This window comes from Pseudomonas sp. D47 (assembly GCF_045447305.1).
In the GTDB taxonomy this organism is placed as follows: Bacteria; Pseudomonadota; Gammaproteobacteria; order Pseudomonadales; family Pseudomonadaceae; genus Aquipseudomonas.
Genome location: NZ_JBJGXU010000007.1, coordinates 128,079 through 154,466 on the forward strand (window position 1 = coordinate 128,079; position 26,388 = coordinate 154,466).

Consider the following 26,388-nt stretch of genomic DNA (forward strand, 5'->3'; position numbering starts at 1 on the left):
CGCGAAAAGGCCCTTAAACCCACTCCATTATGCTGACCTGGCAATGCGCTCGCGCAGGTACTCCACCACCGCGCTCTGCTCGCCCGCAAACTCGATCCGCGCGCCTTTGCTTTCACGCTGGAAGGCGTACATCGGGTCGTAGTACTCGCGCAACAAGCCCTCGATCCACACCCGATGCAGTTCCACCGCACCGCTGCGGGCCTGCTCGGCCAAAGCGTCCTGCAGGATTGCCTGCAACCGCTGGAAGCGCTCGCCGCCCAGGCGTTTGTGGATATTGGCCAGGCTCTGGGTCAGGCGTTCGGCAAACAGCGCCTGGCCATTGTCGCCAAATACCTGGATGAACTCGGCGCAGAGGTCGACCACGTAATCGCGCAGGATTCTTTCGACGCGGCCTTCAATACTGTCTTCCAACCACACCATTGGAAATGTCTGCATGCCCTTGTGCAACGGCAAGGGCAGCGCGCAACTGCCGATCGTGCGACTTTCGTCCTCGACGACAAACTGCTCGACGCCGGCCGCGCGTCTTTTGAGCAGGTCCACGGCCAAGCGGTTTTCGAAGTCGATGTTTGAGGGTTGTGATGTCGCGCGTTTGCCGAAGCTGGAGCCACGATGGTTGGCGTGGCCTTCCAAGTCCAGGGCGTTGCGCAGTTGGCCGAGCACTTCGGTCTTGCCGGTGCCGGTCATGCCGCCCAACAACACGAAATCACACTCTGCCGTGGCGTGCTCCAGCGTCTCCAGCAGAAAGGTACGCATGGCCTTGTAGCCACCGCCCACCCGCGGGTACTCGATACCGGCTTCGGTCTTCAGCCATTGCTGCACGATCTGCGAACGCAGACCGCCGCGAAAACAATACAAATAACCCTCAGGGTTGGCCTTGGCAAACTGCGCCCACTGCTCGATGCGCTCGGCCTTGGTCGCCCCGGACACCAGTTCATGCCCCAAAACGATTGCCGCCTGCTGGCCCTGCTGCTTGTAGCAAGTGCCGACCCGCTGGCGCTCGTCGTCGGTCATCAGCGGCAGGTTGATCACCCCGGGAAATGCGCCCTTGGTGAACTCGATTGGCGCGCGGGTATCCATCATCGGCCGGTCGTTGAGGAAGATGTCGCGGTAGTCGGTGATGTCAGTTGCCATCAAAACACCTCTACCGCGTGGGTCTGTCGCTCAACCAGTTCGCCGATTGGCTCAAGGCTCAGGCCCAGCTCGGCGGCCACCGTGTGGAATTCGGCGTCGCCCTCCGGGGTCACGGCAATCAGCAAGCCGCCGCTGGTTTGTGGGTCGCACAGCACGCGCTTGTGCAGTTCTTGCAGGCGCCCGAGCTTGCTCGAATAGCTGTCGAAGTTGCGCAACGTGCCACCGGGCATGCAACCCTGATCCAGGTAGTCTTCAACCCCCGGCAGGCGTGGGACTTTTTCATACTCGATGCGCGCTGTCAGGCCGCTGCCGTCAGCCATCTCCACGAGATGGCCCAGCAGGCCGAAACCGGTGACATCGGTCATGGCAGTAACGCCCGCCAACTTGCCGAAACGGCTGCCAGGCTTGTTGAGGGTGCACATCCAGTCGCGGGCCAGGCCGATGTCCGCCTCGCGCAACTTGCCCTTCTTCTCGGCGGTGGTGAGGATGCCGATGCCCAGCGGTTTGGTCAGGTACAGCTTGCACCCGGCGGTGGCGGTGTCGTTACGCTTCATATGGCGCTTTTGCACGATGCCGGTGACGGCCAGGCCGAAGATCGGCTCCGGCGCGTCGATGGAGTGCCCACCGGCCAACGGAATGCCGGCGGCGTCGCACACCGAACGGCCGCCACGGATCACTTCGCGGGCGATTTCCGGCGCCAGCACATTCACCGGCCAGCCCAGAATGGCGATGGCCATCAACGGATCGCCGCCCATGGCGTAGATATCGCTGATCGCGTTGGTGGCGGCGATGCGGCCGAAGTCGAAGGGGTCATCGACAATCGGCATGAAAAAGTCGGTGGTGGAGACCACGCCACGCTCGTCGTCGATGGCGTACACCGCCGCGTCGTCGCGTGAGGCGTTGCCTACCCACAGGTTGGGGTCCAGGTTCTGTGCGCCGCTGCCGGCGAGGATCACTTCCAGCACCTGGGGTGAAATCTTGCAGCCGCAACCCGCGCCGTGGCTGTACTGGGTGAGGCGAATCGGCTCGTTCATGGTGGACCTCAAGGTAACAAGTGCGCAGATTCTATCAGACAGCAAAAAGCCGGCTGGGCGCTTGTTAGCTCAGCCGGCTTTTTGCGTTTCTGGCGTTACTGCCTGGCGGCGAGCAAACGCTGATGGCGATTGCGTCTTGCGATGTTCAAGCACTCAATCGCTGCCGAGAACGCCATGGCCGCATACACGTAGCCTTTTGGCACATGGGCGCCGAAGCCTTCGGCGATCAACGTCATGCCGATCATGATCAGGAAGCCCAGGGCCAGCATCACCACGGTCGGGTTGTCGTTGATGAACTTGGCCAGCGGTTCAGCCGCCACCAGCATCACGATCACCGAGACCACCACAGCAATGATCATGATCGGCAAGTGCTCGGTCATGCCCACGGCGGTGATGATGCTGTCGATGGAGAACACCAGGTCGAGCAACAGGATCTGGCCGATGGCCGCAGCAAAGCCAATGGTCACGACGTTACTGACGGACTCCTTCTGCTCCGGCTCCGGCTCCATGCTGTGGTGGATCTCGGTGGTCGCCTTCCACACCAGGAACAGGCCACCGGCGATCAGGATCATGTCCTTCCACGAAAATGCCTGGCCGAAGATTTCGAACACTGGCGCCGTCAACTGCACGATAAACGCAATGGTGCTCAACAGGCCCAGGCGTAACACCAGCGCCATGCTGATGCCGATGCGCCGCGCCTTGGCTCGGTGCTTCTCGGGCAATTTGTTGGTGAGGATCGAGATAAAGATCAGGTTATCGATGCCCAGCACGATTTCCATGACGATCAAGGTGGCCAGTGCGACCCAGGCGGTGGGGCTGGCAGCCAGTTGTAAAAGGTAATCCATAGGTCAGTCCTGACGTTGTGCTGGGGAGTTAAGCTTCTTTGCTGCTTGATTCAGATTCTTTTTGTTTCTGATCATCGTTTTTTTCCGGGCTGATCAGGCCCTGTGTCGCTTCACTCAATGCCTGTTCGGCAGCTTTATGGGTTTCATCGATAGCCTGCTTGGCGGATTCGGTGGCCTTGCCCAGCACTTGCTGGGCGCTCTTTTCCACCTGATCACAGCCGCTGACCATTACCAATGAAAGCGCAAGCAACGACGCGGCGCCCAGAGAATTGAGTTTCATGATGTATTCCTCGTTAGAACCATTGGGTCCAAATAGTGGCCCCTCGATAGCGAGGCATTCTATGCACGCGAACACTTCAGGAAAATTCGTATTTTTTTCACGTATACTTCGTTTTTTACGAAGTGTAGCCCGCCATGCTCAATTACCGACAGCTGCATTACTTCTGGGTTGTGGCCAAGACCGGCAGCATCGTACGCGCCTGTGAGCAACTTAACCTCACGCCCCAGACCATCAGCGGGCAGATCAGCCTGCTGGAGCAAACCTTTGGCATCGTTTTGTTTCAGCGCGTCGGGCGCCAGTTGGAACTCACCGAAGCCGGGCGCCGCGTCCTGCCCTACGCCGAGCAGATGTTCCAGACCGGCAATGAGTTGGAGGCGTTGTTGCGCGCAGAGCCCAATGAACAGCAGATCCTGTTCCGGGTCGGGGTCGCGGATGTGGTGCCCAAGTCCATCGTGTACCGGCTGATTGCACCGACCATGGAACTGAGCGAGCCGATCCGCATCACCTGCCGCGAGGACAAACTCGAACGTTTATTGGCCGACTTGGCGATCCAGCGCCTGGACCTGGTAATTTCCGACAGCCCCATGCCCACGCACCTGGACATCAAGGGCTACAGCCAGAAACTGGGCGAATGCGGCATCAGTTTTTTCGCCACCCAGGCATTGGCTGACCAATACGGCGGCGATTTCCCACAGTGCCTGCAGGGCGCACCCTTGTTGATTCCGGGTGCAGAAACGGTGGTGCGCAGCCGCTTGCAGCGCTGGTTTGCCGAGCAGCAGATTCAACCGAAGATCATCGGCGAGTTCGACGACAGTGCCTTGATGCAGGCATTTGGCCAATCCGGCAGCGGGATCTTTATCGCGCCCAGCGTGATTGCCGATGAGGTGGTGCGCCAGTACGGCGTGGCGCTGATCGGCCAGACCGATGCGGTCACCGAGTCGTTCTACGCGATCTCGGTGGAGCGCAAGGTCAAGCACCCCGGCATCATGGCGATTACCGAAGGGGCGCGACGCGAGCTGTTTACCGCCCTGCCCTGATGATCAGGCGCGGGCGGCGGTCGGTTTGGCAATCATCAGCCACAGCGCCAGCAGGATCGACACCAGGATAAACCCGGAGGCGGCAAAGCCCAGGCTGCCAAGGCCGAGGGTGTCGATCACATGCCCGCCGACCATCGCCCCCAGGCCAATCCCCAGGTTGGCCCCGGCAATGTTCAACGAGGCGGCAAACGCCGGCGCATGGGGTGCGGCCTTCATCAAGCGCACGTGGCTGACCAGGAACATCGCCGCCTGGGTCACGCCCCACACCGCCATGGCCGCCGCCAGGCCGACCGGTGAGTGAATCGCCGGGACCAAGGCCACCATGCCCGCGATCATGAAGCCGCAGAACACCATGGACGCGATCAACGGGTGGCGATCCACTGCGCGCCCACCCAGGGAGTTGCCGATCAAGCCCACTGCGCCAAAGCCCATCAAGCACCAGCCCACCAGTGTGCCGTCAAAGCCGGCCAGGCGCTCGAGGATATCCGCCAGGTAGGTGTAGGCGGTGAACATGCCGCTGAACACCAGGATCGACAGCAAAATATGGCCCTGCATCACCGGGTTACGCAGGATCTTGAACTGCGAGCGCAGCGTCACCTGATCGTTCTTCGGTTTTGTCACCGGCAGGTAGATGAACAGCAGCAACGCTTTGGCCAACGCCACGACGGCGAGGATGGCAAACGCGGTGCGCCAGCCGAACATGTCGGAAATCAAGGTGCCCACGGGGATGCCGAACACCGTGGCGCAGACGATGCCGAAACCAATCTTTTCGATGGCGCGCCCGGCGTATTCCGGGCCGACGATGTCCACCGCGGTTTCACTGGCCAAGGCCCAGAACACCGGCAACCCTAGCGCCGGAATCAACCGTGCAAAGGCCATCACCCAAATATTCGGCGCCAATGCCGCCACGGTATTGGCCACCCCGAACATGATCAGGATGCTGATAAACAGCCGTTTGCGTGGGAAGCGTGCGAAGTACGCCGTGAGAAACGGGCCGAACGCCGCCACGGTAAAGGCGAACAGGGTCACCAGCAGCCCGGCCTGGGACACGCTGACATGCAAGTCCCGGGCAATGGCCGGCAACAGGCCGACGATGATGAATTCTGTGGTCAGCACAGTAAAGCCGGCAGCCGACAGCAGCAGGATGGGAAACAGCATGAAAACTCCAGAAACGACGACATCAACGACAGCCCGAAGGGCTCGCTGACGGATAGGAAAGGTGAGAGACGAGAATGTTAACAGAGTATGTCGGGATATGGCCAAAGCCTACGGCCGCGGTGACGGAATGTCGCACTGAACGGGACGCTTCCTACAGCATGTTAGACTTTGCGCCTGCTTTCATCTGCGCTTCCTGCCTGCAATGCTGCTTCCCATTAAAAGAACTAGAGACAACTGTTTATGACTGCCGCCCCTTCCCTCTTCCAGCGCCTGACCCGCGTCAGCCTGGTCACGCAAATCCTCATCGGCCTGGTCGCCGGCATACTGTTGGCCCTGCTGTTGCCCGAGGCAGCCAAGGCCAGCGGTTTTATCGGCAAGGTGTTTGTCGCCGCGCTCAAGGCCGTGGCGCCGATCCTGGTGTTTGTGCTGGTGATGGCTTCGATTGCCGGCCATAAACATGGCCAGGAAACCCATATCAAGCCGATCCTGTTCCTGTACTTGCTGGGCACCTTTGCGGCTGCCGTCGTCGCGGTGGTGGGCAGCACGCTGTTCCCCTCGACGCTGGTACTGGCCTCCCATGACCTCACCATCAGCGCCCCCGGCGGTATCGGCGAGGTCCTGCAAAGCTTGCTGCTCAGCGTGGTGGATAACCCGGTCAGTGCGCTGATGAATGCCAATTTCATCGGCATCCTGGCCTGGGCCATCGGTATGGGCATAGCGATTCGCCATGCCGGCGAGACGACCCGCACGGTGCTGGATGACCTGTCCAACGGGGTAACGCTGATTGTGCGCGTGGTGATTCGCTTCGCACCGTTGGGCATCTTCGGCCTGGTGGCCTCGACCCTGGCCACTTCCGGTTTCGGCGCCCTGCTCGGCTACGCGCACCTGCTGGCGGTGCTGATCGGCTGCATGCTGTTCGTGGCGTTGGTGGTCAACCCCGCCATCGTGTTCTGGAAACTGCGCCGTAACCCGTACCCGCTGGTGCTGTTGTGCCTGCGCGAAAGCGGCATCACCGCGTTCTTTACTCGCAGCTCGGCGGCGAATATCCCGGTGAACCTGGCGTTGAGCAAACGCCTGGGCCTGCATGAAGACACCTACTCGGTGTCGATCCCGCTGGGGGCCACCATCAACATGGCCGGTGCCGCGACGACCATCACCGTGTTGACCCTGGCGGCCGTGCACACCCTCGGGATTGCCGTCGATCTGCCGACCGCCGTGCTGCTCAGCGTGGTTGCGGCGGTGTGTGCCTGTGGTGCATCGGGTGTGGCCGGCGGTTCGCTGCTGCTGATTCCCTTGGCGTGCAGCCTGTTCGGTATTCCCAGCGAGATCGCCATGCAGGTGGTGGCCGTCGGTTTTATTATCGGCGTGCTGCAGGATTCGGCGGAAACCGCACTCAACTCGTCCACCGATGTGCTGTTTACTGCGGCGGCGTGCCTGGGCAAGGAAGAGCAACCGGCTTAACGCTCAGGCACAAAAAAGCCCGGGGAGGTTCATTGAAGAACCACCCCGGGCTTTTTTTGGCTTGGAAAGCGGCTATTTAGAAAGCGGCTATTTAGAAAGAGCCCATGTAATCGCGCTTGCCCACTTCCACACCGTTGTGACGCAACAAGGCGTAAGCGGTGGTGACGTGGAAGAAGAACTGCGGCAGGCCGTAGGTCAGCAGGTAGGACTGGCCGCTGAAGCGCTTCTCTTTCGGCGTGCCTGGGCGGGTGATGATCTCGATGCCTTCCTTGCCGTCGACTTGCTCAGGCTTGATGGTGTCGACAAATGCCAGCACCTTGGCGATCAGTGCCTGCAGGTCGGCAAAGGTCACTTCGCTGTCTTCGTACTTCGGCACTTCGATCTCGGCCAGGCGTGCGGAAACACCCTTGGCGAAGTCGACGGCGATCTGCACCTGGCGTACCAGTTGGAACATGTCCGGGAACAGGCGCGCTTGCAGCAGTGCGTTCGGCTCGATGTTCTTGGCGGTGGCGTGGGCTTCGGCTTTGTTCAGCACATCGCTCAGGGCGTTGAGCATTTGCTTGAAGACCGGGATGGAGGCGGCGTACAGGGAAATAGTCATGACAGTCTCGCGGTTATGGCAGGGTTTGGAACCAGCGGCGATTATAGACATGCCAGCTGCTTGTCTTTTATTTTTTCCAGCTTAGGCTAGTGCATTCACTGCATAGGGAAAGCGCGATGACCGCCGAGCACGACACCGAGACCCCTGAGCCGCGCCTGAACAGCACGGAAATCCGCATCCTGGGCTGCCTGATCGAAAAACAGGCGACCAACCCGGAAACCTACCCCCTGACCCTCAACGCCCTGGTGCTGGCCTGTAACCAGAAGACTAGCCGCGAGCCGGTGACCAACCTCAGCCAAGGCCAGGTCGGCCAAAGCCTGCGCGCGCTGGAAGGCCAGGGCTTTACCCGCCTGGTGATGGGCAGCCGCGCCGACCGTTGGGAGCATCGCGTGGACAAGGCGCTGGAGCTGGTACCGGCACAGGTGATCCTGATCGGGCTGCTGTTCCTGCGCGGGCCGCAAACCGTCAATGAGCTGCTGACCCGCAGCGGGCGCATGCATGACTTTGAAGATGCCGAGCAGGTCGTGCACCAGCTGGAGCGCCTGATTGCGCGCGGGCTGGCGGTGCTGGTGCCGAAACAGGCGGGGCAGCGGGAAGACCGGTATACCCACGCGCTGGGGGATCCGGCGGATATCGAGGTGATTCTGGCGGCGCGCGGGAGTCCGGTGGAGCGGTCGGCTGGTGCAGTCTCTCTGGATCGTATCGAAGAGCTTGAAGCCAGGATTGCTGCGTTGGAAGAGCGCCTGGCCCAGCTGGAACAGGCTTAACTCGGTCAAACATGTGGGAGCGGTCTTGCTCGCGAAAGCGGCTAATCAGTCGGTTCATCTATTGACTGACACACCGCCTTCGCGAGCAAGCCCGCTCCCACATTGACTATGTACAAGGCTTAGCCTCGGGCGAAGGCCACTGCCGCCTTAAACTGCTCATCAGTCGGCCGCACGCCGGTGTACAGCACAAACTGCTCCAACGCCTGGATCGCGATCACTTCCAGCCCGGTAATCACGCGTTTGCCTTTGGCACGCCCGCGCACGATCAGCGGCGTTTCGGCGGGGATCGCCACCACATCAAATAGCGTATCGGCCGCATCCACAGCCTCAGCGTCAAACGCCAATTGATTCGCCTGCGCCCCACCGCTCATGCCGATCGGCGTCACGTTGACCAACATCTGCGGGCGCAGGTCACCCAATTCCGGCAGCCATTCATACCCCAAGTTCTGGGCCAACGCCCGGCCCGCTACCTCGTTACGCGCCACAATCACGCCGTTGGCGTAACCGCCGTCGCGCAAAGCGCTGGCCACGGCCTTGCCCATGCCGCCGCTGCCACGCAGGGCAAAGGTCGAATCCTTCGGTACCGCGTGCTTTTTCAGCAGTTGTTCGACAGCGATGTAGTCCGTGTTGTAGGCCTTGAGGTGGCCATTGGTGTTGACGATGGTATTGAGGGACGTGATGGCCTTGACCGAGTCGTCCAGCTCATCGACCAGGGCAATGCTGGCCTCCTTGAACGGCATGGAAACACCGCAGCCGCGCACGCCCAACGCACGTATACCGCCGATCGCGCCGGGTAAATCCTGGCTGCTGAAGGCCTTATAGTAGAAGTTCAGACCCAGCTGTTCATACAGATGGTTATGGAAACGCAAGCCAAAATTTCCAGGGCGCGCCGACAATGACATGCACAGTTGGGTGTCCTTGTTGGGGTGCATCTGCATGGGTAACTCCTTTGAGTAAGCAATTGGGTACAGACCTTACACAACCTTTACCTATCGGCTGTGCTGTTTTTCAGAAACACGCTGTCTTAAAAGTATCCCCGCGACAATCCTTGAGTCTATTGATTGCAGACCACAAGCGCAGGGGCTAACCGAGGAATGACCATGATTCGTAAAATCCCCAAGATCGCCTTGCTTATCGGTGCACTCGCTATGGCAGGCCAAGCCTCCGCCCACGGTGGTGGATGGGGTGGCCCGGCCGTCTTGGGTGCGTTAGTGGGCGCAGCTGTCGTGGGCTCCGTGGTTGCCAGCCAACCGCGTGAGGTTTACGTGCAGCAGCCGGTGTACGTCCAGCCGCAGCCGGTGTATGCCGCTCCGCCGCCGGTCTACTACGCACCGCCACCGCCGGTGTATGTGCAACAGCAGGTTTATTACCGCCCGGCGCCGGTCTATTACGGCCCACCGCGTGGCTACTACGGCCCTCCCCACGGCTATTACCGTCGCGGCTGGTAACACTTAACTGACATGACAGGCACAGGCCTCGCCTACACGCGGGGCCTTTTTTTTTGCCCGCAAAGTCCGGATTTAGAGTGCCAAGGTCGCTATGAGGACAATGGCATGGCCGTAATCGCACATCATTAAGGCCAATGTCTACTTGCCGGACCGATACTCGCGCTGTCATGTTTACGTCACGAAACAGTCTCACAATTGACCCTGTCCACCCAATAACAACAAGGACGACTGACCATGCCCACGCAGAACCCACACCGCACCGCCGGCCTGTGTACCTCCAGTAAGGTCTACAGCGCACTCACCGAACTCAAGCACCTGGAAGGCCACCGCAGCGCGAAGTTCCTGGCTTTGCTGGCAGAAAACCTGGTGCGCAAGGGCCTGCTCAGTGAGCAGGAAGTGGTGAACATGCTGGATCAGGTCGTGGATTGACGCTTAGCGTTGATGTCGACTATCGAGCCAGGTGATTTTTCCTGCGTGCATTCACCGCTTAAGGTGGCCTCCATAGCAATCGGAGGTATCTATCATGCCCACTGTCCAGATCATGTCCGTCATCGGCAGCGCCGTCCCCGCCTCTCTTCGCGAGCATGGATTACTGGCCTGCTGGTACCTGGTACGCGATGGCGAGCCCATCAGCGGCCCGCTCACCTCGTTATCCGCCGCACAAAAACAGCTGCAACAAGCGTCCACGTTCAGGCTGCACGCGTGATGCTCAAGGCAGCGGCAGCTTGACCCGCGGCTTGCTCTCCACAAACAGCGCCCAACTGGACATGAACAACGCCGCCACCAGCGGCCCGATCACAAACCCGTTCAGGCCAAACACCGACAGGCCGCCCAGGGTCGAGATCAGGATCAAATAGTCGGGCATTTTAGTGTCCTTGCCCACCAGGATCGGACGCAGCACGTTGTCCACCAACCCGATCACAAATACGCCGAACAACGCCAGCACCACGCCCTGCCAGATCGAACCGCTCAACAGGAAGTAGGCGGCCACCGGCCCCCACACAATCCCCGCGCCCACCGCCGGCAGCAGTGACAGAAACGCCATCAACACCGCCCAGAGCAAGGCACTGGGAATGTCCAGAAACCAGAAGATCAAACCGCCCAGCGCGCCTTGGGTCACGGCCACCAATACGTTGCCTTTGACTGTGGCCCGCACCACCCGGTTGAACTTGAGCTGCAAGCGACGCTTTTGCGGCTCGGCCAGCGGCACCGCCGTGCGCACCTTGCGTACCAGCTCGGGGCCATCACGCAGCAGGAAAAACAACAGATACAGCATGATGAAAAAGCTCACCAGGAAATCAAACGTGCCCTGGCCGAAGCTGAATGCCTGGGTCGCAAAGAACTGGCTGCCTTGCATCGCGCTCTTGACGATTTTCTCCCGCAGGCCTTCCAGGTTGCCCATGCCGAAACGGTCCAGCAGGTGCTGAAAGTACGGCGGCAGCACGTTCTTGAACTGCTCGATGTACCCGGCCACATCCAATTTGCCGCTTTCGATGTTTTTGTAGAGGGTCGCGCCCTCTTGCACCAGCAATATGCTGGTGATGATCACCGGCAGAATCGCAATGATCAGGCACACCGTCAGGGTCGCCAGCGACGTCAGGTTGCGGTTCCAACTGAACCGCTGTTGCAGGCGCCGCTGCATCGGGGCAAAGATAATGCCGAGGATCACCGCCCAGAACACCGCGCCGTAGAACGGCAGCAATATCCAGATGAAGGCGATGGTCACCAGGGCCAGCAGCAACAGCAGGGTTTTGAATTGCAGGTTGGTTTGATTCATGTCCGGTCCATGTCAGAAAAGCAAAGGCCCTGTGTAGGCCCTGTTGCTTAGTCCGCAGCCAATCCTGGGAGTGCCCTTGATTCTCCAACCAGCATAGACGGCCTGATTCAAGGGCTTGAAGCCTGAGTCTTCGCACTCGCCCTGCGCATCAATCAAGTCATGATAAAAAATCAGCAAAGGCCGACCTGGATCAATAAATCCCACCTCAAGCTCCACTACCCTCGCGACCTTTTGCGACGTGAGCCCATGCCCCCTGTGATCGCCCCCGAACTGCTCGCCCCCGCCGGCACCCTGAAAAACATGCGCTACGCCTTCGCCTACGGCGCCGACGCGGTCTACGCCGGCCAGCCGCGCTACAGCCTGCGCGTACGCAACAACGAATTCGACCACGCCCACCTGGCCCTCGGCATCCAGGAAGCCCACGCGCTGGGCAAGCGCTTCTACGTGGTGGTGAACATCGCGCCGCACAACGCCAAGCTCAAGACCTTCCTCAAGGACCTGGCGCCGGTGATCGCCATGGGCCCGGATGCGCTGATCATGTCCGACCCAGGTCTGATCATGCTGGTGCGGCGCCACTTCCCGCTGATGCCGATTCACTTGTCGGTGCAGGCCAATACCGTGAATTGGGCCAGCGTGGAGTTCTGGCAGCAGCAAGGCATCTGCCGGGTGATCCTGTCACGCGAGCTGTCGTTGGAAGAGATCGACGAGATCCGCCAGCAGGTGCCGACCATGGAGCTGGAAGTGTTCGTGCACGGCGCCTTGTGCATGGCCTATTCCGGGCGCTGTTTGTTATCCGGCTATATGAACAAACGCGATGCCAACCAAGGCACCTGCACCAACGCGTGCCGTTGGAAGTACCAGGCCACGCCGGCCGTGGAAAACGCCACGGGCGAGATCGTCCAGCAATTCCAGCCGACCTTGGGCATCGGCGCGCCGACCGATCAAGTGTTCCTGTTGCAGGAAGCCAACCGCCCCGATGAGCACATGCCCGCGTTCGAGGATGAACACGGCACCTACATCATGAACGCCAAGGACCTGCGCGCCGTGCAGCACGTGGAGCGCCTGACGCACATGGGCGTGCATTCGCTGAAGATCGAAGGCCGCACCAAATCGCACTTCTACTGCGCACGCACCACCCAGGTGTATCGCCAGGCCATCGATGACGCGGTGGCCGGCCGCGCATTTGACCGCACCCTGATGACCGACCTGGAATCCCTGGCCCAGCGCGGCTACACCGAAGGTTTCCTGCGCCGCCACGTGCACGACGAATACCAGAACTACCAGAACGGCAGTTCAGTCTCGGAGCGCCAGCAGTTTGTCGGGGAATTGACCGGCGAACGCCGTGGCGAGCTGGCCGAGGTCAAGGTCAAGAATCGCTTCGCCGTGGGCAACCACCTCGAACTGATGACCCCCGCCGGCAACTTTCACTTTGACCTGGCCACACTGCACAACGCCAAGGGCGAAGCCATCGAGGTGGCGCCGGGCGATGGGCACACCGTGTATGTGCCGCTCCCGGCCGAGATGGACCTGCGCTTCGGCCTGCTGATGCGCGACCTCTAACCCGGCGCCACGTAAATAATCCGCGGCCTCCACCGGCTCTCTATACAGGCTCCCACGAACGTCCATGCGCCTTGCGCACACTCAGCGGCATCGTCACCCCGCCGAGCACGGCCTCCAACACCGCCCTGGCCATTGCCAACGGGCTACCGGGCACCGGCTGCGTGTGGAAAGCCAACGGTGCCGCTGCCAACCCCGGCGGTGTGGTGGTCAACATGGCCAACATGACCAACGAACGGGTGGAACTGATCAAGGCCCAGAGCAACTATCAGGCGAACGCGAAGACCATCTCGACGGAGAGCACGATCCTCAAGACCTTGATACAGATGACCTGCTGCCGGCCATGCACTGAAGATCAGATCCTGAACTGCCCCACCAATTGCCCCAAGCGCTGGCCCAAATCCGCCAGGCTGCGTGAGGTCTGGGCGCCCAGTTGGGTTTCGTCGGCCACGCTGTCCACCGCCACGGCTATCTGATGCACGCTGCGGTTGATCTCTTCGGCCACGGCGGTCTGCTCTTCGGCGGCGCTGGCGATTTGCGCGTTCATTGAGTTGATGGTGCCGATCAGTTGGGCCATGGTGTCCAGCGACGCCCCGGCTTGGTTGGCCTGGGCCGAGGTGCCGTCGCCGGCATCGCTGGAGCGGCGCATCGCGTCCACGGCGGCTTCGGTGCCTTTTTGCAGGCGGTCGATCATGCCCTGGATTTCCTGGGTGCTGGTCTGGGTACGGCTGGCCAGGGCGCGCACTTCGTCGGCGACCACGGCAAAACCGCGCCCGGCCTCACCGGCCCGCGCGGCTTCGATGGCGGCGTTGAGCGCCAGCAGGTTGGTCTGTTCAGCAATCGAGCGGATCACCCCGAGCACGCTGACAATCGACGACACATCCTGCTGCAGGCTGTCGAGGGACACACCGCTGCTGCGAATGTCGTTCACCAGCGCATGGATCTGCGCGATGCTGCCGTCTACCACGCGCTTGGCCGCCTGGCCCTCGGCGTCGGTCTGTTGCGCAGCGTCGGCGGCGCCCTGGGCACTGCGGGCGACTTCGTGGGCCGCGGAGGACATCTGGTTAATGGCCGTGGCCACTTGGTCCGTTTCGTGACGCTGGCGCTCCATCGCGGTTTCCGAGCGTTGGGCTTGCTCAGACACCTGCCCGACCAGCCCGGTGAGCTGCGAGGTCATCTCGGTGATCTGGCGCACCAGCCCGTGGATCTTGTCGACAAACCGGTTGAACGCACCGGCCAGATCGCCCAGTTCATCTTGGCTGGTGATCGCCAGACGGCGGGTCAAGTCACCCTCGCCCGCCGCGATATCGTCGAGGTTGGCTTTCATCAAGCTCAACGGACGCAGGATGGTATTGGCCGTCACCATGCCCACGGCGGCAATCACCAGCAACACCACCACAGCGACACCAAGAATGCTCAGCAGCACGCCTTCCATGCGTTTCTCAACCTTGGCTTCGACCACCGCCACCTGGGCTTCGATACCATCGAGGTTCACCGAGGTACCAATCACCATGTCCCACTTGGGCAGGTATTCGGTGTAGCCGAGCTTGGGCACCAGTTCACTCTGGCCGGGCTGGGTCGAGCTGTATTGCAGGTAGTGAGTGCCATCCTTGCCGACCTTGACCAGGTCGCGGTTGACGTAGACGCCGTTAGGGTCGCGGTTGTCCTTGAAGCTCTTGCCCACGCCGTCCGGGCTGTTGCCCTTGAACAGGCGAATGGTCTCGGAGTCGTAGCCGAAAAAGTAACCGTCCTTGCCGTAGGTGGTGTTGGAGAGCAACTTGACCACCTCAGCCCGCGCGGCGGTATCACCAGGGGCGGCAGCGTCGTAGAGCGGTTTGACGGTGGTCATGGCCACTTCTACATAGCTTTGCAGGGTGGCCTTGGCGTTGTTGAGCAGGCGCTGGCGGGTTTCATCCACCTCGTTGCGCGCCTGGCCCTGGAGGATCCACACGGTGGTCAGGCTGATGACCACAGCAAACAACAACACCGGCACGACGGCGAGGGACAGGACTTTGGCCTTCAAGCTCAGACGCATGGCATTTCTCTCTTATTAGGGGCGACTTGAGAGGTTAACGGCCAACTGCCTGGATTCTAAAGGACTCAAACGACGTGTCGCCGAGCTCACCCTTCAGGTCGGTACTCCTTGGCGCTCAGGGTCTGTATTTTTCCACCAGGGCCAATGCAATAGCCTCGGTCTGGGCGTCGGGGATGCCCGAGATACCAGCCGGACGAAAATGCATTTGGAACGCGCGAAACACTTGGCGGGTTTCTTCGTCCAGCACTCCGGTTTGCGCAATTTTGTAGCCATAAGCAGCAAGGGCTTTTTGCAACGTACCGGCTTCAACCCGTTGGAACTCGGGGCGCTGGGCAAGGTGCTTTTGTACGGTGACCGCGTCGGGCCAAGCGCCTATGCCGTGTTCGGAAAATGCCTGCCAGGGAAATAACGGGCCGGGGTCTGATTTACGCAAAGGGGCAATGTCACTGTGAGCGACCACATTTTGCGGCTCGATGCCATAACGCTTGATCAAGTCTGCTGAGAGGCGCTTGACCAACGTCAGCTGTGCTTCGGTGTACGGGAACCATAGCCGCCCGGTGGGTCCCTCGATAAAGCCAGCATTGACGATTTCGATACCGATAGACGTGTCATTAAGGTTATTGCGGCTTGCCCATTGGCTGACCCCGGCGTGCCAGGCGCGCCTCCCCTCCGGCACCAACTGCAGAGCTACGGGTAGTTCGTGGTGCGTGGGCGGCGTAGTAAAAGCCAGGTAATGAGCGCTGGCGGTGCCGCTGGTCAGCGCTTGAAGGGAGTGGTGGTCGTCAAGGACTGTGTAATGCAGGACTAAATGGCGGACCCGTTCGTTCTGGCTTTGGGACTCATGTGTGGTGTCTATGGCGTAACCGTTTTTTGCGATGAGGTTTTTCGGGCCCGTGGTGCAGCCTGCCATGGTCAGGATGGCTAGGAAAAGGATCAGCGTTTTCATCGGTGTACCTGAGCGGCGAATAAGATGCTCAAGAATGTAAAGACCCTTGCCACCCAAATACCGCACAGATGCTGCCTGAGTGCCGAATAGAGAAAGGTCTTACATAAAAAAGAGCACCTTCAGGCAAATTCTCTGTTTAGCCTCAATCACCGAGGGTGTCGCTACACGCCTGCAAGCACTAAAGGGTCATCGCTGCCAGCCACCCAAACGCCAACAACGGAATGTTGTAGTGCAAGAAGGTCGGCACCACCGTGTCCCAGATGTGATGGTGCTGACCATCAATATTGAGCCCAGAGGTCGGCCCGAGGGTGGAATCCGACGCAGGCGAGCCAGCATCGCCAAGCGCACCTGCGGTGCCGACGATGCACACAATGGCCAGCGGGCTGAACCCCAACTGCACACACAACGGCACAAAAATCGCCGCAAGAATCGGCACCGTGGAAAACGACGAACCAATGCCCATCGTCACCAGCAGCCCCACCAGCAACATCAGCAACGCGCCCACGCCACGGCTGTGGCCGATAAACGCCGCCGAGGCTTCCACCAGCGAGCGCACGTCACCGGTGGCCTTGAGCACTTCGGCAAAGCCCGAGGAGGCGATCATGATGAAGCCGATCATCGCCATCATCTTCATGCCTTCGGTGAACAAATCGTCGGTTTCGCGCCAGCGCACAATGCCCGACACCGAAAAGATCAGGAACCCAGCCAGGGCGCCGATGATCATCGAGTCCAGCCACAGCTGAATGATGAACGCCGAAGCAATCGCCAGCCCGGCCACCAGCAGGGTCAGCGGGTTGTACTGCACTGCCACCTGCTCGACCCGCTCGATTTTCTCCAGGTCGTACACGCGTTTTTTGCGGTAACTGACAAACACCGCCACCAGCAAGCCAACCACCATGCCCAGCGCCGGTAGGCCCATGGCGTGGGTGACGTTGACCTGGCTGATGTCCACGCCGCTCTTGGCCACGTTGGCCAGCAGGATCTGGTTGAGAAAGATGTTGCCGAAGCCCACCGGCAGGAACATATACGGGGTGATCAGGCCGAAGGTCATTACACAGGCGATCAGCCGGCGGTCCAGTTGCAGCTTGGTCAGCACGTATAACAGCGGCGGCACCAGCAGCGGGATAAATGCGATGTGGATCGGCAGGATGTTCTGCGAGGCAATCGCCACCACCCACAACAGGCCGATCAGCAGCCATTTGACGTGGCTGCCGCCGGTGGCTTCCTGGCGGTCCACCAGCGTCAACGCCTTGTCCGCCAGGGCATGGGCCAGGCCGGACTTGGCAATCGCCACCGCGAAAGCGCCGAGCAAGGCGTAGGACAACGCCACGGTCGCGCCGCCACCCAAACCGCCGTTGAAGGCCTTGAGCGTGGCCTCAATGCCCAGGCCACCGGTCAAGCCACCCACCAGGGCGCCAACAATGATGGCGATGACCACATGCACGCGGGACAAACTGAGCACCAGCATGGTGCCGACCGCGGCGATGACTGCGTTAATCATGGTTACCTCAAGACAGAAACATAAAAACAGGCATGCCCGCGTCCGAGCGGCCATGGGGTTGGCTGCCGGCGTGCAGGCTTTAGGAGGTCTTATTAGAGGGCGCGCACTTTGCAGCAGGCGGGCGCGCATGTCAAAAAGCGGCGTCGCTTTCAGCATTAAATTGAACGTTTAAATAATAAAGAAGCAACAATAACGGCCGATACAGAGGCTCTCTGCGTTTTCAGGTTAAGGATGCTCCTCGATGCCCCTCAGACAGCTCTCCATTCAATGGAAAATCACCCTGCTCGCCGGCCTGTGCCTGCTGGGGATCGTGACCCTGCTGGTGGGTCTGTCGCTGTATCGCATGGAGCACAGCTCGCAGCAGGTTAAAGCCTCGAGTATGCAAATGCTCGACGAGTCTGCCCAGGCGCGCATCGAGGCCCAAGGTGAAGTGCAGGCGTTGGGGATTCGCCAGCAATTCATGGACGCCTACCAGTACGGTCATGGTTTTTCCCGCCAAGTGCTGTTTTTGCGCGAACAGGCCGAAAAGCGCTTCCTCGACGCCTTCGACACCCGCGAAGACCTGACCCGCCAGGTCAAGGCCGCGCTACAGGCCAACCCAGACCTGCTCGGTTTGTCGCTCGTGTTCGAAGCCAACGCGCTGGATGGCAAAGATGAGTTGTTCGCCAACCAGGCGGAGCTGGGCAGCAATGACAAAGGCCGCTTTGCCCTGTACTGGTCGCAGCCGACGCCGGGCAAGCTGACTTCCATGTCGCTGCCGGAAAGTGACATGGCCGACACCAGCGTCGGGCCGAGCGGAGAAAAAGCCAACGCCTGGTTCACGTGCCCGCGCACCTCCCTGAAACCCTGCGTGATCGAACCGTACTTTTATGTAATCGACGGGCAAAACGTGCTGATGACCAGCATCGTGTTCCCGTTGATGGTCAACGGCAAAGTCATCGCCTCGCTGTCGGTGGACATCAACCTCAACAGCCTGCAGGCCGTGAGCCAACAGGCGAGCCAGAAGCTGTATGACGGCCAGACCCAAGTCAGCATCCTCAGCCCCAGCGGTTTGCTCGCCGGCTACAGCCCGGACGCCAGCAAACTCAGCCAGCGCCTGGATAAAGTCGACACGGCCAGCGGCGCGCAATTGATCAGCGCACTGGCGACCAGCACGCAGATCCATAGCTTGCGCACCGACCATCAACTCAAGGTATTGGCGCCCTTCGCACCCATTCCCGGCGGCAAGCCGTGGGGCGTGTTGCTGGATGTGCCGGAAACAGTCCTGGTCGGCCCCGCCGAAGTACTGAAGGCGCAACTGGATGCCGATAACACCCGCGGCACCTTGCTGGAACTGAGCCTGGGCTTGTTGGCGGCGGTGGTCGGCTTGGTCCTGGTGTGGCTGATGGCGCGCAGCGTGACCCGGCCGATCCTCGGCGTGGCGCGCATGCTGGAAGACATTGCCAGTGGCGAAGGCGACCTGACCCGCCGCCTGGCCTACGACAAACACGATGAGCTGGGGCAACTGGCCGGTTGGTTCAACCGCTTCCTCGACAAGCTGCAACCGATTATTGCCGAGGTCAAACGCTCGGTTCAGGACGCCCGTGGCACCGCCGACCAGTCCGCCGCGATTGCCACACAAACCAGCGCCGGCATGGAGCAGCAATACCGCCAAGTTGACCAAGTGGCCACCGCCTCCCACGAAATGAGCGCCACCGCACAGGACGTGGCCCGCAGCGCCGCCCAAGCGGCACACGCTGCGCGCGATGCCGACCAGGCCACCCGCGAAGGCTTGACCGTGATCGACCGCACCACCACCAACATCGGGCACCTGGCGGCGGACATGAGCACCGCCATGGTTCAGGTCGAAGGCTTGGCGGCCAATAGCGAGAAAATCGGTTCGGTACTGGAAGTGATTCGGGGCATTGCCGAGCAAACCAACCTGCTGGCACTCAACGCCGCCATCGAAGCCGCGCGTGCCGGTGAGGCCGGCCGTGGGTTTGCCGTGGTCGCCGACGAAGTGCGCAACCTGGCGCGGCGCACCCAGGAATCGGTTGAGGAAACCCGCGTGGTGATCGAGCAACTGCAAAACGGCACCACCGAAGTGGTCGGCTCCATGGGCAACAGCTATCGCCAGGCCCAGGGCAGTGTCGAGCAAGTCGGCCAAGCGGTCACCGCCCTGCGCCAGATTGGCGAGGCGGTCACGGTGATCAGCGACATGAACTTGCAAATCGCCAGCGCCGCCGAAGAGCAAAGCGCGGTGGCCGAAGAGATCAACAGCAACGTGGCGACGATCCGGGATGTGACCGAGTCGCTGTCAGAGCAGGCAAATGAATCGGCGCGGGTGAGCCAGGCGTTGAACAGCCTGGCTAATCAGCAGCAGGGGTTGATGGATCAGTTCAGGGTCTAAATCTTCAAAATGTCGAATGATTAATGTGGGAGTCGGGCTTACCCGCGATGGCCATAGGTATCTACGCAACTTTTTGTGTTGCGCTAAGCTTTTGACGGGTTTTTTAGGTAGATGTGAGTACATATCCGTTGCTGCGGTAACGGCTTCGTAGGGTTCCGCCCTTACGGCGGGTCACTTTTGGAAAAGAGCCCCAAAAGTAACCAAAAGGGCTCTTGCCCCACCACTCGGTGCCTCGCCTAGGCTCGGCATGCCCTCACTCCGGCTTGAATCCGTGGGCCGCCGCCATGGGCCATCCTTGGCCCATCGCGGCTAACCCGGCGTCCTGCCGGGTTACCCACGGATTCAAGCCTGCGTTCGGCCATCGTGGTTAACGGGGCGCCTAAGATCAAGATCAAAAGCAAGATCAAAAGCAAGAGCACGGCGGCCTAGTAGCCGACCTGAGTGGTAGAAGCAAAAGCAAGGCAGAAGCAGAGCACCACCCTATCTAGCTGATGTAATGAGATCCCAATGTGGGAGCGAGTTCGACTGCCAGACCGCAGTGCTCTGCTTTTCTGTGGGAGCTGGCTTGCCTGCGATGCAGGCACCTCGGTGTATCAGGCATAACCAGTTGATGCCATCGCAGGCAAGCCAGCTCCCACATTTGATTGAGTTTCAGTTTCCAAGATCAGGTCGGCTGTCAGGCCGCCTCGGTTTTGCTTTTGATTTAACCACTCAGGTCGGCTACTAGGCCGCCGTGCTCTTGCTTTTGATCTTGATCTTAGGCGCCCCGTTAACCACGCTGGCCGAACGCAGGCTTTGGAGCGGGGGTAAACCGGCAGGACGCCGGTTTAGCCGCGATGGGCCAAGGATGGCCCATGGCGGCGGCCCCCGCTCCAAAGCCGGAGTGAGGGCACACCGAGCCTAAGCGAGGTGCCGAGTGGTGGGGCGAAGACTTTTTGGTTACTTTTGTGTCTTTACAAAAGTGACCCGCTGTAAGAGCGGAACCCTAAGCAGCCGTTACCGCAGCAACGGATATGTACTCAACCGACCTAGCTCAACCGTGGCGTCTATCCCACCACTCCAACCCCGTACGCCACACACAAATCCCCAGGAAATAAGCCGACATCACCGACCACAACCCAAACGTCCAAGGATTCGTATTCGGATAATCCACCACCATCAAAAAGCTGCACAGCAACCAAATGGTGGTAACGGCGATATTCAGCGGCATAAACCGCTTAACCCGAAACGGATGCAAAAACTTCATCGGCGTCACAGTCAGCAGCGCCAAGCCAATCACGGTCAGCAACGTAACCCAGGCTTCCGGCTGGATGATATACACGCACAAGGCGACCACGTTCCAGGCCGCGGGAAAGCCGACAAAGTAGTTGTCCTTGCTCTTCATGTTCACATTGCAGAAGCAGAACAACGAAGACACCAGGATCACCGACACCGTGAACAGGTGGGTAAAGTCCGGCAAATCGATATAGCGGTAGATAAACAACGCCGGAATAAACACATACGTCAGGTAATCAATCACCAGGTCCAGCACCGAGCCGTCGAAGCTTGGCAACACCGTGCTGACATTCACCCGTCGCGCCAGGGAGCCGTCAACGCCATCAACCACCAACGCCAGGCCCAGCCAGAGCAGGCACGCCTTGGGTGAGTTTTCCAGCAGCGCCAAGGTGGCCAGGAAGGCCAGCACCACGCCGGTGGCGGTAAAGCCGTGGGCGCCCCAGGCTTTGAGTCTGGCTACATGCAGGGTCGATATCACGGGCGGTTCTCCAAAAGGTGAAACAGGGCAGCCGACAACGTAACGCCGTCGAGTCTGGCCAGGGGATGCAGGTATCGACCGGGAAGGGGGGGATAAGGTTCACCACCCGGTGTATCACTTAGCGTAGCAAGCGTAGGACGTTTCAGCATCAACCCTGACGGAACACCAGCGCCTTCAAGCCACTTTGTGGGTCGATATCCGGAAATTCAGGCGGATTTTGCAGCCGTTCCACAAAGCGCAGGCCCGGTGCTTCGCGGGTGACGCCGTCGATCAGGAAGTCTTCGCCGAACGCCGGGTCGTTCATGCACGCCAGGACGGTGCCGTGTGGGGTGAGCAAATCCGGCAAGCGGCGCAGCACGCGCTGGTAGTCCTTGGTCAGCAGGAAACTGCCTTTCTGGAAGGACGGCGGGTCGATGATCACCAAGTCATAGGGGCCGCTGTGGGTCACCTTGGCCCAGGATTTGAAAAGGTCGTGGCCCAGGAAGGTGACATTGCCCAGGTCATGACCATTCAAGCGATGGTTATCGCGACCACGGCTGAGGGCGCCGCGGGCCATGTCCAGGTTCACCACATGGTCGGCGCCGCCTTCGATGGCCGCGACCGAGAAGCCGCAGGTATAGGCAAACAGGTTCAGCACGCGTTGGCCCTTGGCCTGCTGGCGCACCCAGTTGCGCCCATAGCGCATATCGAGGAACAGCCCGCTGTTCTGTTTTTTACCCAGGTCGATCAGGTAACGCAGGCCGCCCTCGGTGATGGTCAGCTCATCAACCGCTTCGCCCACCAGCCACTCGGTGGTGCTTTGCGGCAGGTAGCGATGTTGCAGGGCGACGGTATGCGCGCCATGTTGGGCCCAGTCGAACTCAACCAGCAGCTGTTTCAACGCGTCCAGCTGCGTAGCCTCAGGCTCCTTGAACAGCGCGACCAGCACCACGCCTTGCAACCAGTCCACTGTCAGCTGTTCCAGGCCCGGCCAGCAGCGGCCCCGGCCGTGGAACAGGCGCCGGGTTTCAGCGGGCGTGCTGGCCAGGGCGGTGAGCAGGTGGGCGTGCAGGGTGGCGAGTGCGTCTGGGGTCATCGGTTAGCGTCGGTCATTGAGCGGGCGGCATTTTAAACACAGTTGCAACGTCTCGTGTGGCTTGAGCACAACGTGCTGGTAAAAAATGGATTGGCAGTGATTCATGCTCAAAAAACTCAAACCTGCGCCTGATAACAGGCAAAAAATCCTCAGGCACCGACATAAACTGGAAAAAAAGCCCGGAGGTGCCCATGAACGGTTTCGCGAGTGCAGTCAATCACACGGCGTTGGATCAGGTAGAGCAGGACGAATGGCGTGATGCGCTGGCCTCGCTGGTGGCCAGCGCCGGTCCCGAACGGGCGCGGCAGATCCTCGACCTGCTGGCCCGCGAAGGCAGCGCCCCGCACATCGACTGGAAACCCCGCCACGGCACGCCCTACATCAACAGCATCGGTGTTGAGCAACAGCCGGCCTTTCCCGGCGACCTCGCCACCGAAGAGCGCCTGGCGTCGCTGGTGCGTTGGAACGCCCTGGCCATGGTGGTGCGCGCCAATCAGGCGTACGGCGAACTCGGTGGCCATATCGCCAGCTATGCGAGCGCGGCGGATTTGTTCGAAGTGGGCTTCAATCACTTCTTTCGCGCCCGTAACGAAGGTTTTGGCGGCGACCTGGTGTTCTACCAGCCGCATTCCGCGCCGGGCATTTATGCGCGCGCCTACCTGGAAGGCCGCCTGACTGAAAACGACCTGGCGCATTACCGCCAGGAGATCGGCGGGCCAAAAAACGGCGCACGCGGCCTCTCCAGCTACCCGCATCCGTGGTTGATGCCGGACTTCTGGCAGTTCCCCACCGGCTCTATGGGCATCGGCCCGATCAGCTCGATTTTCCAGGCGCGCTTCATGCGCTACCTGCAGCATCGCGATTTGCTCGACACCACCGACCGCCACGTGTGGGGCGTATTCGGCGACGGCGAAATGGACGAGCCGGAAAGCATGTCGGCGCTGACCTTGGCCGCGCGCGAAGGCTTGGACAACCTGACCTGGGTGGTCAACTGTAACCTGCAACGCCTCGACGGTCCGGTGCGCGGCAATGGGCGGATCATCGACGAACTGGAGGCGTTGTTTGCCGGTGCCGGTTGGAACGTGATCAAGCTGGTCTGGGGCTCGGATTGGGACGCCTTGCTTGCCAAGGACAGCGACGGCTCGCTGGTGAACACGCTGTCGCAGACCGTCGACGGGCAATTCCAGACGTTCGCCGCCAAGGACGGCGCCTACAACCGTGAGCACTTCTTCGGCCAAAGCGAGTCACTGGCCAAGCTGGTCGAGGGCATGAGTGATGAGCAAATTGACCGCCTCAAGCGTGGCGGCCATGACATGGTCAAGATCCACGCCGCCTACCACGCCGCGCGCCGGGTCAAAGGCCAGCCGACGGTGATCCTGGCCCAGACCAAAAAGGGCTTCGGCATGGGCGAAGCCGGGCAGGGCAAGATGACCACGCACCAGCAGAAGAAGCTCGATCGCGACGCGCTGATCACCTTTCGCAATCGCTTCCAATTGCCGCTGTCGGACGCGCAGACTGAGTCGCTGAGTTTCTTCAAACCGGCCGCTGACAGCCTGGAATTGCGCTACCTGCATCAGCGCCGTCACGCGCTGGGCGGTTATGTGCCGAGCCGCAGCCCGCTCGCCGCGCCTGTCAGCGTCCCGCCGGTGATGGGCTACGCCGGTTTCGCCACGGCGGCCGAAGGCAAGGAAATGTCCACCACCATGGCCTTCGTGCGCATGCTCACCCATCTGCTCAAGGACAAGGCTCTAGGCCCGCGCATCGTGCCGATCGTCGCCGATGAGGCGCGCACCTTCGGCATGGCCAACCTGTTCAAGCAGATCGGCATCTATTCCAGCGTCGGCCAGCGTTACGAGCCGGAAGACATCGGCTCGATCCTCAGCTACCGCGAAGCCACCGACGGGCAGATCCTCGAAGAAGGCATCAGCGAAGCCAGCGCCATCAGTTCATGGGTGGCGGCGGCCACCAGCTATTCGGTGCATGGCCTGCGCATGTTGCCGTTTTACATCTACTACTCGATGTTCGGCTTCCAGCGCGTCGGCGACCTGATCTGGGCCGCCGCCGATCAGCGTGCTCGCGGCTTCCTACTTGGCGCCACGGCCGGGCGCACCACCTTGGGCGGCGAAGGGTTGCAACATCAGGACGGCAGCAGCCACCTCACCGCCGCCACCGTGCCCAATTGCCGCGCCTACGACCCGGCGTTTGCTGGCGAGTTTGCGGTGATCCTCGACCACGGCATGCGCCAGATGCTCGAACACGATGTGGACGAGTTTTACTACGTGACCCTGATGAACGAAAACTACCCACAGCCGAGCCTGCCCCAAGGCGTGGAAGCGGCAATCATCAAGGGCATGTACCGCCTGCAAGGCGCCGCCGCCGCCCAGGTGCGCTTGCTCGGTTCAGGCACGCTGGTGCGCGAAGCCCAGGCGGCCGCGCAGTTGCTGGCCGATGATTGGCAAGTGGCGAGCGAGGTGTTCAGCGTCACCAGTTTCAGCGAACTGGCCCGGGAGGCGCGGGAAGTGGAGCGATGGAATCGCCTGCACCCGCAAGGCGACAAGCGTTGCAGCCATGTGAATGAATGCCTGCCTAAAGGCGCACCGGTGATTGCCGTATCCGACTATGTACGGGCGGTGCCGCAGATGATCGCCTCGTACCTGGATTCCAGCTACACCGTGCTCGGCACCGACGGTTTCGGCCGCAGTGACACGCGGGCGGCATTGCGTGACTTCTTCGAGGTGGGCCGGCACCACATCGTGCTGGCGGCGCTCACGGCGTTGGTGGAGCAGGGGCGTTTGGCGCGGGAGGTATGTCAGCAGGCGATTGAGCGCTATGGCTTGCAGACGGAGCGGGCGGGTTCCTGGATGTGCTGAACAACACAAGTCAGATGTGGGCGCTGGCAAGCCAGCGCCCACAGTGTTTTGGGGGGGTTGTTAGAAAGTGGCGATCAGGGCTGGCCCAAATGCCTCTTTCAGAAACCCAGGTGCGATGTACCGCTCGTAATGCGCCTCAGAAAGCAGAAAAAACTCCCGATCAATCGCATCGCGCAAATCGGTCAGGTTGCGCTCACGAAACGCCGGCAGCAACGCCAAGCCATACGCATCCAGCCTGGAAATCACCCGCGCGCCCCGCGCAATCAACTGATACGCCCAGCAATACGGCGACTGGTGCGGCATAAAGCGAATCTTGCGGTCTTCCAGCTGCTGGCGCAGGCGCTGCGGGTCGAGCACTTCCAGCTTGCTCGCCATCACCTGCACCAGTAACTGCTCCAGACGCAACCACACGGCCTGTTTTTCGTCGGCGTTGTAGCCATTCCACTGAATGACTTCATGGTGATAACGCTTGCAGCCCCGACAGACCAGATCACCGTAAACGGTGGAACACAGGCCGACGCAGGGGGTCTTGATGGTTTGATTGGGCATAAAAAGTAATGTGCAAAGTCTATAGAACACCACGGACCCAATGTGGGAGCGGGCTTGCTCGCGAATCCGGTGGGTCAGTCACTGGATGCATCGACTGACACACTGTATTCGCGAGCAAGCCCGCGCCCACATTTTTAGATCTATGCCGTGGATTAATCCCAGCTCAACGCGCCG

General features: G+C 60.7%; 23 protein-coding genes and 2 pseudogenes. 10 read left to right on the top strand and 15 right to left on the bottom strand.

What is annotated here, in order from left to right; all coding sequences use genetic code 11:
- Positions 1 to 27: 27 nt before the first annotated feature.
- From mnmH to ACI77I_RS07970, 4 genes are all read right to left on the bottom strand, one after another.
- The gene (mnmH, locus tag ACI77I_RS07955; protein WP_094952556.1) at positions 28 to 1,131 is read right to left on the bottom strand and encodes a tRNA 2-selenouridine(34) synthase MnmH; all 1,104 of its coding nucleotides are present in this window, start codon (positions 1,129 to 1,131) and stop codon (positions 28 to 30) included.
- Positions 1,131 to 2,165: a selenide, water dikinase SelD gene (selD, locus tag ACI77I_RS07960; protein ID WP_094952555.1), complete on the bottom strand. Its 1,035-nt coding sequence runs from the start codon at positions 2,163 to 2,165 to the stop codon at positions 1,131 to 1,133. Before selD ends, mnmH begins: the two co-directional genes overlap by 1 nt.
- Positions 2,166 to 2,260: 95 nt before the next feature.
- Positions 2,261 to 3,010, bottom strand: coding sequence for a TerC family protein (locus ACI77I_RS07965; RefSeq protein ID WP_406997279.1), 750 nt, complete (start codon positions 3,008 to 3,010; stop codon positions 2,261 to 2,263).
- A gap of 28 nt (positions 3,011 to 3,038) precedes the next feature.
- Positions 3,039 to 3,290, bottom strand: a complete 252-nt coding sequence (locus tag ACI77I_RS07970) for a hypothetical protein (RefSeq protein ID WP_094952553.1) — start codon at positions 3,288 to 3,290, stop codon at positions 3,039 to 3,041.
- 134 nt (positions 3,291 to 3,424) lie between these two features.
- Between ACI77I_RS07970 and nhaR the strand changes: the two genes are divergently transcribed.
- Entirely contained in the window at positions 3,425 to 4,327 is a 903-nt protein-coding gene (gene nhaR, locus ACI77I_RS07975; RefSeq protein ID WP_406997280.1) for a transcriptional activator NhaR, read from the top strand.
- A 3-nt stretch (positions 4,328 to 4,330) separates the two neighbouring features.
- Here the strand turns inward: nhaR and ACI77I_RS07980 are convergent, their stop codons facing one another.
- Positions 4,331 to 5,485 (bottom strand): MFS transporter, encoded by a 1,155-nt coding sequence (locus tag ACI77I_RS07980; protein WP_242155435.1) that lies wholly within the window; start codon positions 5,483 to 5,485, stop codon positions 4,331 to 4,333.
- Positions 5,486 to 5,725: 240 nt separating this feature from the next.
- Here ACI77I_RS07980 and sstT point away from each other — a divergent pair, with 240 nt between their 5' ends.
- Complete coding sequence (gene sstT, locus ACI77I_RS07985; protein WP_406997281.1) at positions 5,726 to 6,946, top strand: serine/threonine transporter SstT; 1,221 nt, start codon at positions 5,726 to 5,728, stop codon at positions 6,944 to 6,946.
- Between the two features lie 91 nt (positions 6,947 to 7,037).
- On the opposite strand, the gene ACI77I_RS07990 is transcribed toward sstT, so the two are convergent.
- A complete protein-coding gene (locus tag ACI77I_RS07990; RefSeq protein WP_094952549.1) occupies positions 7,038 to 7,547 on the bottom strand; it encodes a DUF1993 family protein in 510 nt (169 codons plus the stop codon).
- A gap of 116 nt (positions 7,548 to 7,663) precedes the next feature.
- Here ACI77I_RS07990 and ACI77I_RS07995 point away from each other — a divergent pair, with 116 nt between their 5' ends.
- Positions 7,664 to 8,314, top strand: coding sequence for a YceH family protein (locus ACI77I_RS07995; protein ID WP_094952548.1), 651 nt, complete (start codon positions 7,664 to 7,666; stop codon positions 8,312 to 8,314).
- A gap of 119 nt (positions 8,315 to 8,433) precedes the next feature.
- Here the strand turns inward: ACI77I_RS07995 and ACI77I_RS08000 are convergent, their stop codons facing one another.
- Positions 8,434 to 9,252 carry a shikimate 5-dehydrogenase gene (locus tag ACI77I_RS08000; RefSeq protein WP_406997282.1) on the bottom strand — a complete coding sequence of 273 codons (819 nt, stop codon included), beginning with the start codon at positions 9,250 to 9,252 and terminating at the stop codon, positions 8,434 to 8,436.
- A gap of 156 nt (positions 9,253 to 9,408) precedes the next feature.
- On the opposite strand from ACI77I_RS08000, the gene ACI77I_RS08005 reads away from it, so the two are divergent.
- From ACI77I_RS08005 to ACI77I_RS08015, 3 genes are all read left to right on the top strand, one after another.
- Positions 9,409 to 9,762 (top strand): hypothetical protein, encoded by a 354-nt coding sequence (locus ACI77I_RS08005; protein WP_083359188.1) that lies wholly within the window; start codon positions 9,409 to 9,411, stop codon positions 9,760 to 9,762.
- Between the two features lie 234 nt (positions 9,763 to 9,996).
- Positions 9,997 to 10,191, top strand: coding sequence for a hypothetical protein (locus ACI77I_RS08010; RefSeq protein WP_010211349.1), 195 nt, complete (start codon positions 9,997 to 9,999; stop codon positions 10,189 to 10,191).
- A 94-nt stretch (positions 10,192 to 10,285) separates the two neighbouring features.
- The gene (locus ACI77I_RS08015; protein ID WP_083359190.1) at positions 10,286 to 10,468 is read left to right on the top strand and encodes a hypothetical protein; all 183 of its coding nucleotides are present in this window, start codon (positions 10,286 to 10,288) and stop codon (positions 10,466 to 10,468) included.
- Positions 10,469 to 10,471: 3 nt separating this feature from the next.
- Here ACI77I_RS08015 and ACI77I_RS08020 read toward each other — a convergent pair whose 3' ends face one another.
- On the bottom strand, positions 10,472 to 11,539 hold the full coding sequence (locus ACI77I_RS08020; RefSeq protein WP_094952546.1) for an AI-2E family transporter: 1,068 nt from the start codon (positions 11,537 to 11,539) through the stop codon (positions 10,472 to 10,474).
- Between the two features lie 246 nt (positions 11,540 to 11,785).
- Here ACI77I_RS08020 and yegQ point away from each other — a divergent pair, with 246 nt between their 5' ends.
- Positions 11,786 to 13,099, top strand: coding sequence for a tRNA 5-hydroxyuridine modification protein YegQ (gene yegQ / locus ACI77I_RS08025; RefSeq protein ID WP_242155432.1), 1,314 nt, complete (start codon positions 11,786 to 11,788; stop codon positions 13,097 to 13,099).
- Between the two features lie 218 nt (positions 13,100 to 13,317).
- A pseudogene (locus ACI77I_RS08030) lies at positions 13,318 to 13,428 on the top strand (flagellar basal body rod C-terminal domain-containing protein); the annotation flags it as partial.
- 23 nt (positions 13,429 to 13,451) lie between these two features.
- Here the strand turns inward: ACI77I_RS08030 and ACI77I_RS08035 are convergent.
- The 4 genes and pseudogenes from ACI77I_RS08035 to ACI77I_RS08050 all read right to left on the bottom strand — a co-directional run bounded on the left by ACI77I_RS08035 (position 13,452) and on the right by ACI77I_RS08050 (position 17,575).
- Positions 13,452 to 14,273 (bottom strand): methyl-accepting chemotaxis protein, encoded by an 822-nt coding sequence (locus ACI77I_RS08035; RefSeq protein ID WP_406997290.1) that lies wholly within the window; start codon positions 14,271 to 14,273, stop codon positions 13,452 to 13,454.
- Positions 14,274 to 14,309: 36 nt separating this feature from the next.
- A pseudogene (locus ACI77I_RS08040) lies at positions 14,310 to 15,131 on the bottom strand (cache domain-containing protein); the annotation flags it as partial.
- Positions 15,132 to 15,246: 115 nt separating this feature from the next.
- Positions 15,247 to 16,077: an N-acetylmuramoyl-L-alanine amidase gene (locus ACI77I_RS08045; protein ID WP_406997291.1), complete on the bottom strand. Its 831-nt coding sequence runs from the start codon at positions 16,075 to 16,077 to the stop codon at positions 15,247 to 15,249.
- Between the two features lie 178 nt (positions 16,078 to 16,255).
- On the bottom strand, positions 16,256 to 17,575 hold the full coding sequence (locus tag ACI77I_RS08050; protein ID WP_176462983.1) for a Na+/H+ antiporter family protein: 1,320 nt from the start codon (positions 17,573 to 17,575) through the stop codon (positions 16,256 to 16,258).
- Between the two features lie 244 nt (positions 17,576 to 17,819).
- On the opposite strand from ACI77I_RS08050, the gene ACI77I_RS08055 reads away from it, so the two are divergent.
- The gene (locus tag ACI77I_RS08055) at positions 17,820 to 19,967 is read left to right on the top strand and encodes a methyl-accepting chemotaxis protein (RefSeq protein ID WP_094952541.1); all 2,148 of its coding nucleotides are present in this window, start codon (positions 17,820 to 17,822) and stop codon (positions 19,965 to 19,967) included.
- A gap of 1,033 nt (positions 19,968 to 21,000) precedes the next feature.
- Here ACI77I_RS08055 and pcsA read toward each other — a convergent pair.
- On the bottom strand, positions 21,001 to 21,720 hold the full coding sequence (pcsA, locus tag ACI77I_RS08060) for a phosphatidylcholine synthase (protein ID WP_094953839.1): 720 nt from the start codon (positions 21,718 to 21,720) through the stop codon (positions 21,001 to 21,003).
- A gap of 148 nt (positions 21,721 to 21,868) precedes the next feature.
- A complete protein-coding gene (locus tag ACI77I_RS08065; protein WP_406997283.1) occupies positions 21,869 to 22,795 on the bottom strand; it encodes a class I SAM-dependent methyltransferase in 927 nt (308 codons plus the stop codon).
- A gap of 191 nt (positions 22,796 to 22,986) precedes the next feature.
- On the opposite strand from ACI77I_RS08065, the gene mdeB reads away from it, so the two are divergent.
- Positions 22,987 to 25,665 (top strand): alpha-ketoglutarate dehydrogenase, encoded by a 2,679-nt coding sequence (gene mdeB / locus ACI77I_RS08070; RefSeq protein WP_406997284.1) that lies wholly within the window; start codon positions 22,987 to 22,989, stop codon positions 25,663 to 25,665.
- Between the two features lie 60 nt (positions 25,666 to 25,725).
- On the opposite strand, the gene ACI77I_RS08075 is transcribed toward mdeB, so the two are convergent.
- A complete protein-coding gene (locus ACI77I_RS08075; RefSeq protein WP_094953836.1) occupies positions 25,726 to 26,214 on the bottom strand; it encodes a DUF1289 domain-containing protein in 489 nt (162 codons plus the stop codon).
- Positions 26,215 to 26,388 lie beyond the last annotated feature (174 nt).